15 protein-coding genes are annotated in these 17,393 nt (G+C 72.7%); 4 read left to right on the forward strand and 11 right to left on the reverse strand.

Going from position 1 to position 17,393, the window contains the following annotated elements:
- Positions 1-6 precede the first annotated feature (6 nt).
- The 3 genes from Air01nite_RS06805 to Air01nite_RS06815 are packed head-to-tail and all read right to left on the reverse strand — an operon-like array spanning position 7 to position 3,301.
- Positions 7-498: an acetyl-CoA carboxylase biotin carboxyl carrier protein gene (locus Air01nite_RS06805; RefSeq protein ID WP_239090544.1), complete on the reverse strand. Its 492-nt coding sequence runs from the start codon at positions 496-498 to the stop codon at positions 7-9.
- Positions 495-2,165 (reverse strand): acetyl-CoA carboxylase carboxyl transferase subunit alpha, encoded by a 1,671-nt coding sequence (accA, locus tag Air01nite_RS06810; RefSeq protein ID WP_203701061.1) that lies wholly within the window; start codon positions 2,163-2,165, stop codon positions 495-497. Before accA ends, Air01nite_RS06805 begins: the two co-directional genes overlap by 4 nt.
- Positions 2,162-3,301: a class I adenylate-forming enzyme family protein gene (locus Air01nite_RS06815; protein WP_203701062.1), complete on the reverse strand. Its 1,140-nt coding sequence runs from the start codon at positions 3,299-3,301 to the stop codon at positions 2,162-2,164. Before Air01nite_RS06815 ends, accA begins: the two co-directional genes overlap by 4 nt.
- A gap of 186 nt (positions 3,302-3,487) precedes the next feature.
- Here Air01nite_RS06815 and Air01nite_RS06820 point away from each other — a divergent pair, with 186 nt between their 5' ends.
- Positions 3,488-4,273, forward strand: a complete 786-nt coding sequence (locus Air01nite_RS06820) for an AfsR/SARP family transcriptional regulator (RefSeq protein ID WP_203701063.1) — start codon at positions 3,488-3,490, stop codon at positions 4,271-4,273.
- Here Air01nite_RS06820 and Air01nite_RS06825 read toward each other — a convergent pair.
- Genes Air01nite_RS06825 through Air01nite_RS06850 form a run of 6 tightly spaced genes read right to left on the reverse strand, consistent with a single transcriptional unit; the run spans position 4,270 to position 10,295 of the window.
- Positions 4,270-4,950, reverse strand: coding sequence for an MBL fold metallo-hydrolase (locus tag Air01nite_RS06825; RefSeq protein ID WP_203701065.1), 681 nt, complete (start codon positions 4,948-4,950; stop codon positions 4,270-4,272). The two genes, Air01nite_RS06820 and Air01nite_RS06825, sit on opposite strands and share 4 nt — an antisense overlap.
- 4 nt (positions 4,951-4,954) lie before the next feature.
- Positions 4,955-5,383, reverse strand: coding sequence for a hypothetical protein (locus Air01nite_RS06830; protein ID WP_203701067.1), 429 nt, complete (start codon positions 5,381-5,383; stop codon positions 4,955-4,957).
- Positions 5,384-5,389: 6 nt separating this feature from the next.
- The gene (locus tag Air01nite_RS06835) at positions 5,390-6,391 is read right to left on the reverse strand and encodes a glycoside hydrolase family 6 protein (RefSeq protein ID WP_203701069.1); all 1,002 of its coding nucleotides are present in this window, start codon (positions 6,389-6,391) and stop codon (positions 5,390-5,392) included.
- Positions 6,392-6,393: 2 nt separating this feature from the next.
- Positions 6,394-7,938, reverse strand: a complete 1,545-nt coding sequence (locus Air01nite_RS06840) for an ArnT family glycosyltransferase (RefSeq protein ID WP_203701071.1) — start codon at positions 7,936-7,938, stop codon at positions 6,394-6,396.
- Positions 7,935-9,329 (reverse strand): glycosyltransferase family 2 protein, encoded by a 1,395-nt coding sequence (locus tag Air01nite_RS06845; protein WP_203701073.1) that lies wholly within the window; start codon positions 9,327-9,329, stop codon positions 7,935-7,937. Before Air01nite_RS06845 ends, Air01nite_RS06840 begins: the two co-directional genes overlap by 4 nt.
- 48 nt (positions 9,330-9,377) lie before the next feature.
- The gene (locus tag Air01nite_RS06850) at positions 9,378-10,295 is read right to left on the reverse strand and encodes a LysR substrate-binding domain-containing protein (protein WP_203701075.1); all 918 of its coding nucleotides are present in this window, start codon (positions 10,293-10,295) and stop codon (positions 9,378-9,380) included.
- 61 nt (positions 10,296-10,356) lie between these two features.
- Between Air01nite_RS06850 and Air01nite_RS06855 the strand changes: the two genes are divergently transcribed.
- Positions 10,357-11,280: a DMT family transporter gene (locus Air01nite_RS06855; protein ID WP_203701076.1), complete on the forward strand. Its 924-nt coding sequence runs from the start codon at positions 10,357-10,359 to the stop codon at positions 11,278-11,280.
- Here Air01nite_RS06855 and Air01nite_RS06860 read toward each other — a convergent pair.
- The gene (locus Air01nite_RS06860) at positions 11,267-11,680 is read right to left on the reverse strand and encodes a hypothetical protein (RefSeq protein WP_203701078.1); all 414 of its coding nucleotides are present in this window, start codon (positions 11,678-11,680) and stop codon (positions 11,267-11,269) included. The two genes, Air01nite_RS06855 and Air01nite_RS06860, sit on opposite strands and share 14 nt — an antisense overlap.
- A gap of 10 nt (positions 11,681-11,690) precedes the next feature.
- Positions 11,691-12,212: a PadR family transcriptional regulator gene (locus tag Air01nite_RS06865; RefSeq protein WP_203701080.1), complete on the reverse strand. Its 522-nt coding sequence runs from the start codon at positions 12,210-12,212 to the stop codon at positions 11,691-11,693.
- Between the two features lie 57 nt (positions 12,213-12,269).
- Between Air01nite_RS06865 and Air01nite_RS06870 the strand changes: the two genes are divergently transcribed.
- Both Air01nite_RS06870 and Air01nite_RS06875 read left to right on the forward strand, forming a co-directional pair.
- A complete protein-coding gene (locus Air01nite_RS06870; protein WP_203701082.1) occupies positions 12,270-13,322 on the forward strand; it encodes an alpha/beta fold hydrolase in 1,053 nt (350 codons plus the stop codon).
- A 124-nt stretch (positions 13,323-13,446) separates the two neighbouring features.
- Positions 13,447-17,379, forward strand: coding sequence for a DUF8189 domain-containing protein (locus tag Air01nite_RS06875; protein ID WP_203701084.1), 3,933 nt, complete (start codon positions 13,447-13,449; stop codon positions 17,377-17,379).
- Positions 17,380-17,393: the final 14 nt, after the last annotated feature.

Consider the following 17,393-nt stretch of genomic DNA (forward strand, 5'->3'; position numbering starts at 1 on the left):
GACCTCCTAGCCGGCCTGCGGATCGATGGTCATGAGGCGTTCGCCGAACTCGACGGGCGCGCCGTCGGCGGTGTGCACGGCCAGGATCCGGCCGTCGGCGTCCGCCTCGACCGGGATCATCAGCTTCATCGCCTCGACGATCCCGACCTGCTGGCCGCGCCGGACCTGGTCCCCTTCGGACACGAACGGCGTGCCGCCGGGCTCGGCCGCGCGGTAGAACGTGCCGACGATCGGCGAGCTGATGCCGACGCCAGGAGGCGGTGCCGGTGGGGTGTCTGGCGCTTCCGGTGCCGGCGCCGGCGCGGGGGTCGCCGCGGGCGCCTGCTGCTGTTCCGTCCACTCCATCTCGACCACGACGTCGCCGGCCCGGATCCGCAGCGCGCGCGGCCGGTGTGCGAGGTCGGCCAGGAGCGACTGGGCGCTGCGGCGCACCTCGTCGAGCGCCTCCGCGAGCGGAGCGGCACCCTCCGTCTGGGCCGGTTCGATCAAAGACGTCACTGGGATCCTCCAGAGTGCGTGAGGCTGTCGGCGCCGCTGCCGAAGCGGCGGAAGCGGGCGCGCCGTTCGGCGAGCAGCCGCGCGGGGTCACGGGCGGCGAGGTCGGCGAGCTCCACCCGGATCGCGGATCTGACCAGGGCGGCCGCCGCGGTCTGGTCGGCCTCGGCACCGCCCGGCGGCTCGGGCACCACCCCGTCGACCACGCCGAGCGCCAGCAGGGAGCGGGCGTCGACCTTCAGCGCCCGGGCGGCGGCGGGTGCGGCGGCGGAGTCCTTCCAGAGGATGGCCGCGCAGCCCTCCGGGCTGATCACCGTGTAGATCGCGTTCTCCATGATCAGGACGCGGTCGGCGACCGCGATGGCCAGCGCGCCGCCGCTGCAGCCCTCGCCGGTGACCACCGTGACCAGCGGGACCGGCAGGGCGCCCATGAGGCGCAACGTCTCCGCGATCACGGTGGCCTGCCCCTGCAGCTCGGCGTCCACGCCCGGGTACGCACCCGGGGTGTCGACGAGCGTCACCACCGGCAGCCCCCACTTGGCGGCCAGCCGCATCAGCCGGGCGGCCTTGCGGTAGCCGGCGGGGTTGGGCATCCCGAAGTTGTGCGCCGCCAGGTCGGCCGGCGTGTGCCCCTTCTCGTGCCCGATCACCACGACCGGCTCCCGCCCGAGCCGGCCCACGCCGCCGACGATCGCCGGGCAGTCGCCGCCCACCCGGTCGCCGTGCAGCTCCTCGAAGTCGTCGAGGATCATCCGGAAGTAGTCCGACGTGGTCGGCCGGCCGAGGTGCCGGGCCCGGCGCACCGCGTCCCAGGGGTCCTGCTCGGGCACCTGGTCGGGTTCGCGGACCACCACCTGCTCGGCGGGGCACACGTCGGCGGCCGTGTCGCGGCGGGTGCCGATCGAGAGCAGCCGGCCCAGCCGCTCGCGCAGCTGGGCCCGCGGGCTGACCAGGTCGACGAAGCCGCGCTCCAGCAGGAACTCGGCCGTCTGGAAGCCGGGCGGCAGCTCCTGGCGGATCGTCTGGGCGATCACCCGGGGCCCGGCGAAGCCGAACCGCGCGCCGGGCTCGGCGATCACGACGTCACCCAGCATCGCGTACGAGGCGGCGACGCCGCCGTACGTCGGATCGGTGATGACGCAGGCGGTGACCAGGCCCGCCTCGTCGAGCTGCTGCATCGCCTGCGCGGTCTTGGCCATCTGCATGAGGCCGACCACGCCCTCCTGCATCCGCACGCCCCCGGACGCGGTCACGACGACCAGCGGGAGGCGCTCGGCCAGGGCGGCCTCGGCGGCCCGGGTGATCAGCTCACCGACGGCGGCGCTGAGGCTGCCGCCCATGAACCGGAAGTCCATCGCGGCGACCACCACCGGGCTGTCGACGATCGACAGTCGGGCGCAGACGACCGCCTCGGGCATGCCGGTCGCCTCGCGCGCGGCGGCCAGGCGGTCGGCGTAGGGCTTGCCGTCGCTGAAGCCCAGCGGGTCGTCCGACGGCACGTCCATGTCCAGCAGGCGCAGCGTGTCGCGGTCGGCGAGCAGGTCGAGCCACTCGTGCGCGGTCAGCGGGAAGCACCCGCCGCACTGCGGGCACACGCCGTGGTTGCGGGCGAGCCGCTTGGCGTAGACGACAGCTCGGCAATGCCGGCACAACGCCCATTCCTTGGTCATGCTGTGACTCCCTGGGTCAGGAACAGGGCGCCGTGGTCGTCGAGGTAGCCGATGTCGCCCGTGCGCAGCCAGCCGTCCGGGTCGGTCATCGCGGTGGCGACCTGCGGGCCGCGGACCTTCACCTGCCCGGGTTTGCCGGGCGGCGCAAGCACGTGGCAGTCGGTGCCGGGGACGGGCCGGCCGACCGAGCCGGCGGTGGGGCCGTCGAGCAGGTCGCAGTGGGTCAACGGGCCGCCGGCGGGGCCGTACCACTGGACCAGCGGCGCGCCGACCCTGTTGGCCAGGCGCAGCGCGGCACCGGGGGGAAGCGTGGCGCCGCTGGCGAGCACGGCCCGGACCGTCGTGGTGCGGGGGTGCGTGTCGCGGGGGTCGGCGGCGAGCTTGGCCAGTGGTGCCGGCAGCCCGCAGTAGTGGGTGGCGGCCTCCCGGCCCGCCAGCGTGACACCGCCGGCCGGGTCCGGGTCCGCGCAGAGCACCTGGGTGGCGGCGGCGTGCACGGCGGCGTTGAGGTACACCGGCTCGTACGTCGGTAGGTGGTTGACCACCGTCGAGCCCCGCTCGAATCCGTACGCCCGGGCGGCCTGCGCGGCGCCGACCGTGAGGTTGCGGTGGGTCAGCGGGACCAGCCGGCCGTGCGCGCCGAACCGCAGGCAGGCGACGGCGTCCAGGTCCGGCCTCGGGTGGCGGCGCCGGGTGTGGGTGCGGGCCAGCGTGGCCACCGTCCGGCCGCCGGGCTCGCCGGGCTGGTCCAGGTAGATCACGTCCAGGTCCCGCTCCACCCTGATCCGGCGCAGCAGGTCGGCCATGCCTGCCGTGGCCACGAGCAGCTCGACGCCGGCCCGCGCGGTCAGCTCGTCGAGGTCGGCGCCCGGGTCGATCACGGCACAGATGTGCCCGGCCCGGACGGCGCCGAAGTAGGCGACCGGGAAGGCGGGATGCAGCGCGGCGACGACGCCCACGACGGTGCCGGGCCGGCGGCGCCCCAGCGCGGCGGCGAACCCGTCGACGGCGGCGTCCAGGTCCCGATAGGACAGCGCGTGCGCGCCGAAGCGGATCGCGGCCCGGCCGGGCGCGGTCGCGGCGGCCCGCCGCGGCAACCCGTCCAGCGGCAGAGCCTCGGTCTCAGCTTCGGGCACGGCGGGCTCCTTCGGGGCCGGCTGTCAGACGACCCTCCGACCGTCGCAGTTGCCCGCTTGAGCCCGCCTGGAATGTCGCTGGAGGCGGCAAAGGACGTGAGCTAATCGTACGATCAGACCGAAAAGAACACTCATGTCGTGTTGGCCCTTTAAGGTTCTTCACAGCGACGGTCGTACGGGGGCGCGATGAACTACCACGTTCTTGGTCCGCTGCTGGTGAGATCCACGCACGCCGGTCACCCGGACCAGCTGACCGCGCCGAAGCCGCGCAAGGTGCTGGCCCTGCTCCTGCTGCACGCCAACCTGGTCGTGCCGGTCGAGACACTGATCGCCGAGCTGTGGGGCTGCGAGCCGCCGGCCAGCGCGCAGACCACGCTGCAGACGTACATCCTGAAGATCCGCCGCATGCTCGACTCGGTCTTCCCGCAGCGGTTGGCCCACGAGACCCTGGTGACCGCCTCGGGCGGCTACCGCCTCGGCGTCGAACCCGGCGAGCTGGACCTGCACGCCTTCGAGGGCCTGGCCGTGTCGGGCCGCGCGGCGCTGGACCGGGGCGACGACGCGGAGGGCGCCCGGCTGCTGGGCGAGGCGCTGGCGCTGTGGCAGGGCGGTGCGCTGGTCGACGTGCGGCACGGCCCGGTGCTCCAGGCGGAGGTGCAGCGCCTGGAGGAGAGCCGGCTGTCGCTGTGGCGGCGCCGGATCGAGGCGGAGCTGCGCCTCGACCGGCACCAGGCGGTGCTCGGCGAGCTGGGCTGGCTGGCCGCGCGGCACCCGCTCAACGAGGACTTGCAGGCGCAGTACATGGTGGCGCTCTACCGGGCCGGGCGCCGCAACGACGCCCTCGACGCCTTCCAGCGGCTGCGCGGGACGCTGCAGAACGACCTGGGCCTGGAGCCGTCACAGCGGGTCCAGCGGCTACAGCACGCGATCCTGACCGCCGACCCCGCGCTAGAGGTGGCCGCGGCCCACTAGCGCTGCCGGTCGGCCAGGGCGCGGAACCGGTCGACGGCGTTGCCGCGCACCGCGGAACCGTGGCCGAACACGGCCACGTCGAAGTCGAGCGTCGCCAGGCGGGCGACGCTGGCCCGGGCGGCGGCCAGGTCGTCGGTCATCGCCTTCGGCGTGGCCCGCACGCTGCCGCCGCCGCTGCCGGCCGCGTCGCCGGTGAACAGGATGCCGCCGCCGCGGTCGAGCAGGTACGAGACGTGGCCCGGCGTGTGACCGGGGGTGTGGAAGGCGCGCATGCCCGGCACTGGCACCGGCACCGGTCCGTCGCCGGTGAGCAGCTCGTCGACCGGCGCCGGCTCGGGATCCTTGACCAGGAGGCCGGCGACCCGCTGCACCGGGGACAGCCGTGGCTGGGCGGCACCCGTGATCACGGGGGCGTCCAGCTCGTGCGCCACGACCCGGGCGCCCGAGGCGCGTTTCAGCTCCGCCAGGCCGCCGACGTGGTCCATGTGCTGGTGGGTGACGAGGATCGTGGTGATGTCGCCGGTCGTCCCGCGCGCTTCGGACAGCGCCCGCAGCACCTTCGGCGCCCGGCCCGGCAGCCCGGTGTCGACCAGCACGACCCCGTCGTCCGTCACGACGAAATGCAGGTTGACGAACCCCATCCGGAGCTCGAGCACCCCTTCGGCGACCTCGCGCATGCGCTCATGGTGACACCGAACCGGGCTCTGTGTATTCGCCGAACGGCTCGACCGACCCGTCCCAAGCGTTCCATCCCTCTTGGGTGATCCGGCCGTCCGCGTACGAGTAGGACCACTCGGCGCCGTCCTCGCCGCTGAAGTGGACGGTGCCGGAGCACACGTACGGCGCGATGGCGACCCAGAAGGCGGTGGCCTGTTCCGACCATTTCGAGTCGTGCTCGTGGTTGCGCCCGAACTCCACCCAGTCACCGTGGCGGGTGGCCGCCGCCGTGCCGACCCAGGCGATGTCGGCCAGCGCGTCGCACGGCTCGAACAGCTCCGCCGTGAACCAACCCTCCCGGGTGGCGAAGGCCGCCTTGGCCGCGCGTACCGCCGCGTCTTCGTCCGCCGCCGGGAGGAGAAGCCGCCCGGAAGGCCACACCGAATATCCCACGGGTCCTCACCCTAGCGCCGATCGCCCGGCCGCGGCGCGCGTCGGGGCATCGACCCAGGCCGCGTTGACGATCAGGTTGCGGGCCTGCCGCGGCGCGAAGAAGTAGGTCGTCTCGCCGCCGCACGGGCCGTCGGACTCGCCCGGCCGCTTGATCCACAGGAGAGCGGCCAGCCCCGGGCGGTCGCCGGCGGTGCTCGGTCGTTGCCCGAGGGCCTGCTTGGCCGGGTTGCACCACTCCTTGTCGTCCTTCGGGTCGTCGGGTGGCGGGCCGAGCCCGTTGCGGGAGGTGTCGATGACGAACTCGCGGTCACCGACCAGGTCGGACAGCTCGCGCCCCCAGCGGTACGAGTCGTCGGTCGTCTGCCGGTTGGACACGTTGACCGCGAAACCCTCCGCCTTTTCGATCCCGGCCGCGAGCAGCCGCTCCGCGGTCTCCCCGCTGCTCTTCCAGTGCGAGTGGCCGGCGTCGAGATAGACGTACTGGCCGGCGTCGACCAGCGTGCCGATCGCCTGCCGGAGCGTCGCGGCGCGCGTCGCGTCGAAGCAGTCCGCGGGCACGGCGTCGGGCTCCATGACCACGACCGCCCGGGTGCCGCCCAGCGCCTTGACCAACGAGCCGATCCAGCGTTGGTACGCCTCGGGGTCCGGGGCACCCTCGCGGTGGTCGGTGCAGCCCCGGTTCGGCAGGTTGTAGGCCACCAGCACGAGCAGCGAACCCTGCTGGCGTGCGTCCTCGGCCAGCCGGGGCACGGCGGCGACGTCCTGTGCGCTGTTCAGCCACCGCGCCTGGGGCGTGCCGGTGATCGGCCCGAGCCAGGCGGCGCCCTGCGCGGTCTCGTAGCGCTGAGCCGTCGAGTCACGGTCGAGGTAGAGGCTGGCACCGCGGAAGGGATGCTGCAGCGCTGCGTACGTCCGGGCCGGCGGGTCCGGGTGCAGCGTGGTCTCGGCCGGCGACGCGCAACCGGCGACGACCATCAGGAACACGGCGAGCGTAGGCGCGAGGCGCATGGTCACGGGCTCCAATACCTGCTGACGCGGTAGACACGTACGCCGTCGGAACCGTCGCCGAAGCTGGCGACCGGCACGGCGTGCTTGTGTGCCTCGACGAGCGTGGGGGAGGCGGACGGGTTCCCGACGTACCACTCGGGCACCACGAGGTAGTCGATCCGGGTCAGCCGCTCCTGGACGGCCGGGTCCGTGTCCAGCTTCGACACCATGATCGGCCGCGGTTCGAACCGGTAGCGGTGGACGAGGTCGACCCAGATGGAGTCGTGCACGACGAGCACCTTGTCGCGCGGGACGTTGTCGGCGACCCACAGCTCCGCCGCCCGCATGGTCGGCACGTCCCGCGTCGTCATCATCGGGGCTAGCCGCCCGGGCCAGGTGATCGCGGCGACCGCGAGCACGACGACCGCGAGGGCGGCCGCGGCACCGACCCGCCAGCGGCGGTCCGACCCGGCCACGACGTGCACGGCTCCCGCGATGAGCAGCGCGCTCCACGGCAGCAGCGTGATCACGTGCATGAACGGCACGTAGCCGTCGCGCACCATCAGCAGCCACCCGATCACCAGCGTCAGCGCGATCGGGCGCAGCCGGCCGGCGAACACCGCGACCGGAACGCTGGCCAGACCGCCCAACAGCAGCAGCTTGTCCTGTGCCAGCCAGTCGGAGAACAGGTCCCGCATCGGGCTGTCGGCGGTGAGCAGCGAACCGCTGGACTCGCGCTCGGCGAGCTGCCATGCCGCGGTGCCGAGCAGGCTGTTGTGCCCAGGCCCCTCGAACAGCTCGCCCTTGAACAGGGCGAAGAGGGGATACAGCGCCATCAGCAGCGCGCCCGCGCCGGCCGCGACGGTGAGCACCTGGGCGCGGTTGCGCGGGTCGGTGTTGCGCCACAGCGCCCACGCCAGGGCGGGCAGGAGCACCAGCAGGGTCTCCTTGGTCAGCGCCGCCATCGCGAAGCACAGCGCCGCGCCGGTGCCGGCGAGGATGCTCCGCTTCGGTGACAGGGCGAGCACAAACGCCGCGAGCAGCCAGGGCGTGGCGAGGTTGTCGAGGAACGTCCAGCGTCCGTAGAGGACGGCCAGCGGCGACAACGCGAACAGGACGGTCGCGAGGCCGGCGACCCACCGACTGAAGCCGAGCCGCCGGCCCAGCGCGAAGACCAGCGCGGTGCTCACCACGCCCGCGATCAGCATGCACTCGTTGCCGAAACCGATGGCGGAGTCGTGCCGGTCGAAGCCGTCGGTCAGCATCGACCACAGCGCGATCTGGATCCAGCCCGCCGGCGCGTGGTCGTAGAAATAGGAGTACGGGGACAGCGTGCCTTCGTACTGCAGCGACCAGGCCTGCGACAGGTAGGTGCCGGGGTCGTCCACGTAGCGGGGGAACGTCGACATGCCGATGCCGCGGACGAGCGCCGTCACGACGAGGATGGGTGCGAGCACGGTGAGCGTGTGGGCGTGCCGGCGCAGCCACTCCTGGGCTCCGATCAGCAGCCGCCGGCGCACCGAGAGCAGTTGACGCACGTCGGTGGGTGCGAGGTTGGCCAGTGTCATCGCGGACCACCGACCAGCTCGGGGTCGGGTGCCGGCAGATGCGTTCCGTGATGCGTGGTCTTCACCCAGTCGTTGCGGCGCAGCGCGTAGCGGGCCACCGCCCACACCGCGGCGACACAGAGGACGAGCTGAAAGGGGTACGCGCCGAGGATGACGCCGGCGTAGTCGCGGATCCTCGCCTTGACCTGGAAGGTCCGGCTGAACTCCCGCAGCATCAGCACGTCGAGCGCGACGCACAGGATGCTCAGTCCCAGCGGCAGGAAGGCGAGCAGCGCTACGACGATCGGCGACTTGTTCCAGAGCGCCAGCGTGAGCGCGACCGGCGCCAGCAGGCCGGTGAACGCCTGGAAGAACTGGAAGCCGAGCACGTAGACGGCGAGCACGCGCTGGCCCATTGTCGGCAGAGCCAGCCACTCACCGGCCCGGAAGACCTGGATGAAGCCCTGCATCCAGCGCACCCGCTGGCGCACCAGGCCGCCCAGCGTCGCGGGGGTCTCCTCTCGGGTGACCAGCTCCGGCAGGTACACCACGTCCACCGCGTAGCCGAGCACCGACGCCACGATGCCGATCTTGCAGTCCTCGGTCAGGCACGCCTCGTCCCAGTACTGGCCGTAGCGTTGCCGCAACGCGTCGAGGAACTCCCGGCGGAAGAACACGGTGTTGCCGCCGAGCGGCATGACCCGGGTGACGGCCTGCAGCTTGAGCCGTGACTGGAACCATTTGAAGTACTCCAGCACGTTGGCCGCCCGCCACCACGCGGTCGTGTTGGCCCGCCACCAGCGCCGCAGCCGCGGGTTTCGCCCCTCGGGCATGGGCAGGTCGCTGGGGTGGGCGCTGAAGTTCATGAGCTGCACGCCGCACTGCACGATGCCCGCGTTGGTGCGGCGGAACCGGTAGTCGACCACGCGCAGCAGGTCCGGGTGGAACAGGTCCTCGGCGTCGGCGATCCCGATCCACTCGAACGGGATGTCGAGCTCCAGGAGCCGGTGCACGGCCGCGTTGAGCCCGATCGGCTTGTTGTGCACGTCGGTGTCCTCGGGATACGGGCAGACCAGCACCCGACCGGGGAACTCGCGCGCCTTGCCGTGCGCGATCCGAGCGGTGCCGGGGTCGTCGGGGTGGTCGACGATCGGCATCACCCAGTAGTCCGGGTGGTCCAGCGTGGCGAGCCGCTCCAGGGTGTGCCCGGCCACGGACTCCTCGTGCCGCATCGGCACCAGGATCACGCCGGGCAGGCGCGGCTCGTCGGGACTGCCGTACCGCTGCGGGTCGTTATGTTCGGGTCTCCACCATTTGTAGAGCTGGAAAGCCAGCGTGGTCACGGTCACCGCGAGCATGAGCAGCGAGACCACCACGATGGACACGTCGAGCAACAGGTTCAGCGCGGGCATCAGTTTTCGTTACCCGAGCGGTGTGCCGGCAAGCGCCGGGCGTCCTGGTCATCGTGTGACGCCGGTCGCCTGATCGGTCACGGCGGCCAGGAAAGCGGTCAGGGCCGGTGCCGGCGGGGTGTCCCGCGTGACGACGACCAGACGGCGCGTGAGGTCAGCCTCGGCGACGTCGCGCACGGCGAGCGCTTGGTCGCCCACGGGCAGGGTCAGCGGCGGCAGCAAAGCGACGGCGGCGCCGACGCGGACCAGTTCGAGCAGGACGTCCGCGTCGTTGGAGCGGTGCCGGATGTCGGGCTCGTAGCCGCCCAGCGAGCGGCAGGTGCCGACGACCATCGCGTGGTGGCCGGTGCCCACGGCGGAGGCCGCCCAGATGTCGTCGCGCAGGTCGGCGACCGCGACCGGCCCGGCGGGCCCGGCCAGCCGATGGGTCGCCGGCAGCACCAGCCGCAGCGGCTCCTCGAGCAGCACCCCGAAGCGCAGCCCCGCCGGCCGCGGCCGTGGATGGCCGTCATACTCGTCGCCGATCACCAGGTCGACCGCGCCGAGCCGCAGGCCGGGCAGCGCCTGTTCGAGCTCGAGCTCGAAGATCTCCACCCGGACCCGCGGGTGGTCGGTGATCATCCGGGCCACGGCCGGGATCAGGAAGCGGCGCGCCGCCGACTGCAGGCCGCCGGCCCGCACGGTGCCGCGGACGTCGCCGCTGAGCGCCGCCAGGTCGGCCTCGGCCGTCTCCGCCGCGGCCAGCAGCACCTGGGCGTGCCGGGCCAGAAGCTGCCCGGCGTCGGTCAGCCGTACACCTCGACCGGCTTTCTCGAACAAGGGTGTGCGCGCGTCCTTCTCCAGGAGCGCGAGCTGCTGGGACACGGCTGACGGGCTGTAGCCGAGCGCGGCGGCGACGGCGGCCAGGGTGCCGCGCTCCGCGAGCTCGCGGAGGAGGAGCAGCCGGCGCAGGTCGAGCGTGACCATGCGGGAATGCTAACGAATCAGCTCCAGAAACCATCGCTGGCCCTGACGGGTCTGGTGATTGATGCTCGACGTCGTGGGTCCCGCTCTGTGTCTCGTCTCCGCCATGTTCTTCGGCGCCATGCCGATCTTCGGGAAGTTCGCCTACGAGGCGGGCGTCTCGCCGGGCGCGCTGCTGCTCGTGCGGTTCGGCCTGGCGGCGCTGCTGCTCGCGACGCTGCTGCTCCTGCGGCCTGGGCTGCGCCGCGGGCCACGGCCCTCCGGCCGGCAGATCATGATCGCCCTCGGTCTGGGCGCCGTCGGGTACGCCGCACAGGCCGGCCTCTACTTCTCGGCGCTGCAGCGGCTGGACGCCTCGCTGCTGTCGCTGATCCTCTACACGTTCCCGATCATGGTCACCGCGGTGGCCGTGCTGCTGGGCCGCGAGCGGCTGACCGCCCAGCGCACCGCGGCGCTCGCCGCCGCGTCCGGCGGCACCCTGCTGGTGCTGCTCGGCGCGGGCGGGATGAGCTTCCAGCCGCTCGGCGCGCTGCTGGCCTTCGGCGCGGCGGTCGTCTACACGGGCTACATCCTGGTCTCCGACACCGTCGTGCACAGCGTGCCGCCCGTGGTCCTCTGCACGCTGGTGATGACCGGCGCCACCGGCACGCTGGGCGCGCACGCGGCGCTCTCCGGCGGTGTCGACCTCGGCTTCGCCGCGCGGGGCTGGTTCTGGCTGGCCTGCATCGCGGTGGTCTCCACCGTGCTGGCGATGCTCGCCTTCTTCGCCGGCCTGCGCCGCACGGGCCCGTCGACCACGGCGATCCTGTCGACGTTCGAGCCCGTGGTCACCACGGCGCTGGCCACGCTCACGCTGCACGAGTCGCTGAGCCCGGTCCAACTCGCGGGCGGTGCCCTGGTGCTGTCGTCGGTCGCCGTCCTCCAGCTCCGGCCGCGCTCACCGCGTCAGGCGACGCCCGCGCCGGTCGCCGCCGCTACGACGACCTAGCCGCGTCGAGGCGGCGCTGGAGGAGGTCGCGGAGGGGGATCGAGTCGCCGTCGCGGCCGCCCTCGCCGACCCGCAGGGGTGCCGGGCGGGGCTGGATCGTGACGCCGGTGAACCGGGCCCGCAGGGAGTTCCGCGTGGTCAGGACATAGAAGCGGCCCTCGGTGTCGACGGCCAGGCGGTCGTGGCGGTCCAGGTACCAGCCGCGCAGGCCGGTGCGGTAGCGGGTGCGGCCGCGGTCGGCCGGCGCGGTCAACGCGGTGGGTGCGATGCCGCGGGCGGCGGCGTCGGCGACGAACGCGTCGATCAGCTCTTTCGCCTCGTCGGCCTCGCGCGCCCGCTGGTCGCGCTGCGCCCGGGCGTGTGCGTCGACCGCCCGCCGGCGCTGCTCGAGCCAGTCCATGACCGTGACCCTATTCGGCGCGGTCGAGGCGGGCCAACGCCCACAGGGCCCACTCGTGGGTGGTCTCGAACATGCGGAGGCCGTATTCGGCGATCAGGCGGTTGAACGACGGCTCGGCGTCGGCCGCGTCGGCCTTGTCGATCGCGTCCCGCAGGTCGGCCATCTCGCGGGCGCTGCCGTCGGCGATCGGTCGCAGCATGGCCCGCGCCTCGTCCCTGTCCAGTGTGGACAGCAGAAAGAGCCGCAGCACGAACTCGTTGCGGACCGTGAACACGTCCGGCGGGTCGAGCATCCAGGTGCGCAGGTCGGCGCGGCCGGCGTCGGTGATCGCGTAGGTCCGCCGGCCCCGGGCGCCTTCGGCGACGATCTCGACCAGGCCGTCGGCCGCGAGCCGGTTGAGCTCGGGGTAGATCTGGCTGTGCTGGGCGTGCCAGGCGTAGCGCGCAAGGACGCGCTCGAACTTCCTGGTCAGCTCGTAGCCGCTGGCCGGCTCCTCGGCGAGCAGCCCCAGCAGCGCGTAGCGCAACGACATGGGGTCATCGTACCGGTCGGCATTGACATGTAGAAACCTACATGTCATCTTCGGTATATGGCTGGTTTCGTCCTCGGCGGCGCGGCAGTCGTCGCCCTCGTCGCCTGTCTCGTCGCGTACCGAAAGGTGCGCCAACGCGCGGTTGCCCGCGCGATCGCCATCTCCTCCGCCGACGGCATCGACGAGGGGCGGTACGTCCGGGCCGGCGGCGTCGACCAGTGGATCCGCCTGCGCGGCGCGGACCGGGCCAACCCGATCCTGCTCGTCCTCGCCGGAGCCGGCCTGCCGATGGAGCCGTTCGTCCCGACGCTGCGGGCCTGGGAGCGGCACTTCACGGTCGTCCTGTGGGACCGCCGGGACGTCGGCCGCACCCGGGCCCGCAACGGCAAGGCGGGCAACGAGTCGTGGACCGTCTCGACGCTGGCCGACGACGGCATCGAGGTCGTCGAGTTCGTCCGCCGGCGGCTGGGCCAGGACAAGGTCGTCCTCTTCGGACACTCGCAGGGCAGCATGGTCGGCGTCACGATGGCGGCGCGGCGACCGGACCTGGTGCACGCCTATGTCGGCGCCGGCCAGATGGCGGACATGGTGGAGAACGAACGCGTGACGCACGGGTTGGCCGTGGAGCGGGCTCGCGCCGCGGGCAACCGCAAGGCTCTGAAGGCTTTGGAGCGCGCGGCGCCGCCGTACACGGACCGCCGCACCTGGGTCACGAAGCAGCGCTGGAGCATGGCCACGGACCCGACCCTGCGCGCCTGGCAGCGCAGCCTGCCCGCGCTGGCACTGACCTGGCCGGGCTACTCGTTGGCGGACGTCTACCGCAGCCTGTTCGGGGTGCTCTTCCTGCCGCCGGGCCTGTTCACAGCGGCGGTGTCGGCCTCCCCGTCGACGCTGGGCACCCGGTTCGAGATCCCGTTCTTCGTCCTGCACGGCGACGCCGACCAGCACACCCTCCCGGGGTTGGCCGAAAGCTACGTATCGGCGATCGACGCACCGCACAAGGAGTTCGTCCGCCTACCCGGCGCCGGACACCTTGGGCCGCTGACGCACCCGGACCTGTATCTGGCCGAACTGCTGGCGCGGGTGCGTCCACTGGCGACGGCGCCGTAAAGCGACCTTGGTCTGATCGTCCAGATGGCGAAAGCCACCCATCCGCACAGTCCGCCGCGGCGAACCACAGCCGACCTACGGCATTCGGCCGAGGGAGAACCGAGCAGGGCGGAGGGGTTTGACGATGTATCGAAGGAAGCGGCACGGGGCGTGGCTGGCCCGCGCGTCGGCGGCCGCGTGCCTCCTCGTGCTGGCCACGGGGTTCACCGCGCCCAGGGAGCCGGATCCGTCCGGCATCACCGTGGCGGCCGACCCGTCGGCGGCGGACGTGTCGGCCGAGATGCGGGCGGCGCTGCGGCGGGATCTGAAGCTCACCGACCAGCAGGTCACCGAGCGGTTGATCCGCGCGGACTGGGCTGCCCGCCTGGATCCGAAGCTGCGCGGTCGGCTGGGAGAGGCGTACGCCGGTTCGTGGATCGCCGACAACGGCACGGACTTCGTCGTCGCGGTCACCGACCGCAAGATGGAAAGCGTCGTCCGGGCCAGCGGGGCCACTCCCAAGCTGGTGCGGCGCAACGCCGCCGAGCTCGCCCGGATCGGCGACCGGCTCGGCAAGCGGTCCGGCGTCCCGAAGTCCCTTGTCGGCTGGGTCACGGACCCGACGACGAACCAGGTCCGCCTGCGCCACGAGCCCGGCGGCCGGGCCACGGCCGAGGCGTTCGCCGCGGCCGCCGGGGTGTCCGGCGACGGTGTCGGTTTCGAGGTGACGGCCCAGCGACCGAAGCCGCTCTTCGACACCGAGGCCGGCGACCTGGTCGGCTTCACCACCGGCGCACCGCCGGGGCGGGGACCGGACGGCCAGCTCAACTACGTCGCCTGCACCACCGGCTTCGGCGTCGTCCACCGGCCGTTCACGGCGCAGGCCCGCTCGGGTTTCCTCACCGCGGGACACTGCGTCATCGACGGCGGGACCGTGGCCTGGGGCAAGCCGTTCGCCAACCTGCCCATCGCGTTCCCGCTGGGCGAGGCCGTGGACCTGCGATTCAACGGCGAGAACGACGCGGCGCTGGTCACGACGACGCCGCTTTTCAACCCGGTGGCCCGGGTCAACGGCCACCGGCGGGCCGACATCCCGGTCCGCGACGGGATCGAGCAGCCCGGCGGGTCGCCGGTGTGCGTCTCCGGCTACACCAGCCGTCGGCTGCAGTGCGGGCACATCAGGCAGGGGACCTACACCTTCCCGGAAGGCATACCGCGGGTCGGCCTGCGCGGCACCGACACCTGCCAGATGCCGGGTGACTCGGGCGGCCCGGTCATCTCCGGGAACCACGCCCAGGGCCTCGTCAGCCTCGGCTACTGCGGCGCCTTCGAGTCGGGCACGTTCTATCCGCCGCTGGAGAACGCCCTGCGGATGAACACCTTGCTGAAGACCACGCCGGCGCCGGTCACGCCGCCGGCGGCGACACCGAGTACGAAGTGGACCGAGGGCACCCAGGTCTGGTCCGGAGATGTCGGCGGCACCGCCCTCGGGCAGGTTTCCGCTGTCGCGCTCGGCCCCGACCGGCTGCACGCGTTCGCCCGCGGCACCAACAACAACCTCTACACGAACGTACAGACCAACGGGGTGTGGGCAACGGAGTGGCTGAACCTCGGCGGCGGGCTGACCGACCCGCCGACCGTGGTGACGCGGGCCGGCGGCATCGACGTCTTCTACCGAGGCTCCGACACCCGGCCCTACTTCCGGCGTTTCAACGGCTCGTCCTGGGAACCGGCCGTGAAGCTGGGTGACGTCGACGTCGAGGGCGGGATCGCCGCGGCGGTCTACCAGGAGAACTGGGTGATCCTGTTCATCCGGAGCTCCGACGACGAGGTCAAGTACAACTTCTTCGACGGGCAGCAGCAGCGCTGGTCCGGCTGGCTCGGCCTGGGTGGCGACGTCAGCGACGCGCCGACGGCGATCATGCGGCCCAACGCGGCCGGCCAGCCGGTCCTCGAGGTGTACGCGCGATGGGCCGACGACAACGTCCGCTACCGCAGGCTCGACCCCGCCGGTCCACCCGGCTGGCAACCATGGACCAACCTCGGCGGCATCTGGAAGCGCACTCCGGTGCCGGTGACGGTCGGCACCGATGACAGCTTCCTGCTCGGCTGGGCGCGCGACGACACGTTGCACTTCCAGCGTTGGCGGGGTGGAACATGGCTGCGGGGTCCGGACGGCAGCAGCAACACGGGCTGGCGGGGCATCGGCGGCCAGCTCGCCGCGAACCCGACCGCCGTGGCCGGCCCGGGCAACCAGATCCGCGTCTTCGCCCGCGACGCGAGCCAACGGGTCAACATGGCCGCGTGGACGGGCAACGACATCTACTGGGAGAACTGGGTCCCGCTCGACGGCGACACCACCGCGCCGCTGGGCGCCAGCCTGCGTACGTTCCAGGGCAACGGTGTCATCGACGTGCTCGGCGTCGACGCCGCCACCCAGCGGGTGTTCCAGACCAGCGTCGACGTCCTCGGGCCGCAGCCCACGATCGAGGCGGGCGAGGAGCGGTTCGATGTCGGCGAGGAAGCGGCCTTCACCGTCACGGGCCCGCCGGGCGCCGAGCTGAGCTGGTCGTCCACGAGGGACGGCGTGGTGGTCGAGGACCACGTCTCCGCCGGCCAGCATCTCGACGGCAGCGGCGTGTTCACCTGGTACGCCGGCGAGCTGCCGGGCTCGGCGATCGGCTCCTGGGTCCGCCAGGCGCACGTCGTCACCCCGGCCGGCACGACGACCACCCAGGTCGCCTACACCGTGGGCGCCCGGCCCGTCACCGTCGACGTCAGCCGGAAGCAGTTCGCGGTCGGCGAGACCGTCAGCTTCGCGGTCACGGGACCACCGAACCAACCGATCCTCTGGTCGAGCACGGTCAACGGCGCGTCGAGCGGCGAGAGCAACGCGTTCTACGGGCAGCACACGGATGCCAACGGCATGTTCCTGACCGCGGTGCCGTGGACCGACGGCCGCGCCGGCACCTGGGTCAAGTCGGTCAGCGTCGGCGGGCGGACCGCGCAGATCTCCTTCGACGTGACCGCGCCGACGCCACCACCGCCTCCGCCGATGCCGCGGGTGGGACCGCTGGCGACGGCGACGGGCGGGGACGGCCGCACCTACGTCGTCGCCCTCGCCGAGGACCGCCGGTTCCTGGTGCGCGAGCAGCAGGGGAGTGGCTCGACGGACTGGTACGCGCTCGGCACGCCGACGTTCGCGCACCCGCCGACCGCCGTGACCAACTCCCGCGGCGGCGTCGAGGTCTACGGGGTCGGCACGGACGGCGCCGTCTACCGCAACGCGGTCGCCGGCGCCGGTCCGGGCGGCTGGTCGGGCTGGACCACGGCCGGACCCTGCTGCATCGTGAGCCGATTGTCGGCGGTCGTCGACCGGTTCGGCCGGGTCAACGTCTTCGGCCTGGGCACGGACAACGCCGTGTACGTCAACCGGGAGACGGCTGCCGGCTCCGGGGCCTGGACGGGCTGGACCAGCATGGGCACCTACCTCACCAGCGCACCGGCCGCGGTCCGCAACAGCGACGGCTATCTGGTCGTCTTCGCGGCCGGCAGCGACCGCAACGTCTTCGCGAAGGAGATCATCGACATCGGGCCCGACACCCGGCAGTACAGCGCCTGGAAGGCCCTCGGCGGCGGGCCGGTCGTCGGCGAGCTGACCGCGGCGGGCCCGGTGCCGACCGTCTTCGTGCGCCGACCCGACAACCTCGTGTACGCGACCCACGCGCAGGGCGCCTCCTTCCGGCCGTGGATCTCGGTCGGTGGTGGCGCGCTGGTCAGCGACCCGGTCGCGGTCAGCGGCCCGGGCAGCACGACACCACTGGTGATGGCGATGGGCACTGACCAGCGGCTGTATGTCAACCGGCTCACCTGCTACGGCGGCGGATGGCAATGCTTCGAGACGCTGTACTCGGGCTGGCAGCCGACGGGTGCCGAAACCTTCGGCGCGCCGGCGGCGCTGGGCTACCTGCCTGACGGCCGTCTCCGGGCGGCGGCGATAGCAGCGGACCGCCGGGTCTTCAGCAACACGCAGACGGCCGGCAACACGACCTCGTTCGGCGGCTGGTCTCCGTTCTGAGGTGAGGCTGGCGG

The sequence above is a fragment of the Asanoa iriomotensis genome (assembly GCF_016862515.1).
GTDB lineage: Bacteria > Actinomycetota > Actinomycetes > Mycobacteriales > Micromonosporaceae > Asanoa > Asanoa iriomotensis.

Bases quoted from the DNA above. Each gene is read 5' to 3' on its own strand.
- accA (WP_203701061.1), bottom strand. From the start codon at position 2,165: ATGACCAAGGAATGGGCGTTGTGCCGGCATTGCCGAGCTGTCGTCTAC.
- Air01nite_RS06820 (WP_203701063.1), top strand. From the start codon at position 3,488: ATGAACTACCACGTTCTTGGTCCGCTGCTGGTGAGATCCACGCACGCC.
- Air01nite_RS06825 (WP_203701065.1), bottom strand. From the start codon at position 4,950: ATGCGCGAGGTCGCCGAAGGGGTGCTCGAGCTCCGGATGGGGTTCGTC.
- Air01nite_RS06835 (WP_203701069.1), bottom strand. From the start codon at position 6,391: ATGCGCCTCGCGCCTACGCTCGCCGTGTTCCTGATGGTCGTCGCCGGT.
- Air01nite_RS06840 (WP_203701071.1), bottom strand. From the start codon at position 7,938: ATGACACTGGCCAACCTCGCACCCACCGACGTGCGTCAACTGCTCTCG.
- Air01nite_RS06845 (WP_203701073.1), bottom strand. From the start codon at position 9,329: ATGCCCGCGCTGAACCTGTTGCTCGACGTGTCCATCGTGGTGGTCTCG.
- Air01nite_RS06850 (WP_203701075.1), bottom strand. From the start codon at position 10,295: ATGGTCACGCTCGACCTGCGCCGGCTGCTCCTCCTCCGCGAGCTCGCG.
- Air01nite_RS06855 (WP_203701076.1), top strand. From the start codon at position 10,357: ATGCTCGACGTCGTGGGTCCCGCTCTGTGTCTCGTCTCCGCCATGTTC.
- Air01nite_RS06860 (WP_203701078.1), bottom strand. From the start codon at position 11,680: ATGGACTGGCTCGAGCAGCGCCGGCGGGCGGTCGACGCACACGCCCGG.
- Air01nite_RS06865 (WP_203701080.1), bottom strand. From the start codon at position 12,212: ATGTCGTTGCGCTACGCGCTGCTGGGGCTGCTCGCCGAGGAGCCGGCC.
- Air01nite_RS06870 (WP_203701082.1), top strand. From the start codon at position 12,270: ATGGCTGGTTTCGTCCTCGGCGGCGCGGCAGTCGTCGCCCTCGTCGCC.
- Air01nite_RS06875 (WP_203701084.1), top strand. From the start codon at position 13,447: ATGTATCGAAGGAAGCGGCACGGGGCGTGGCTGGCCCGCGCGTCGGCG.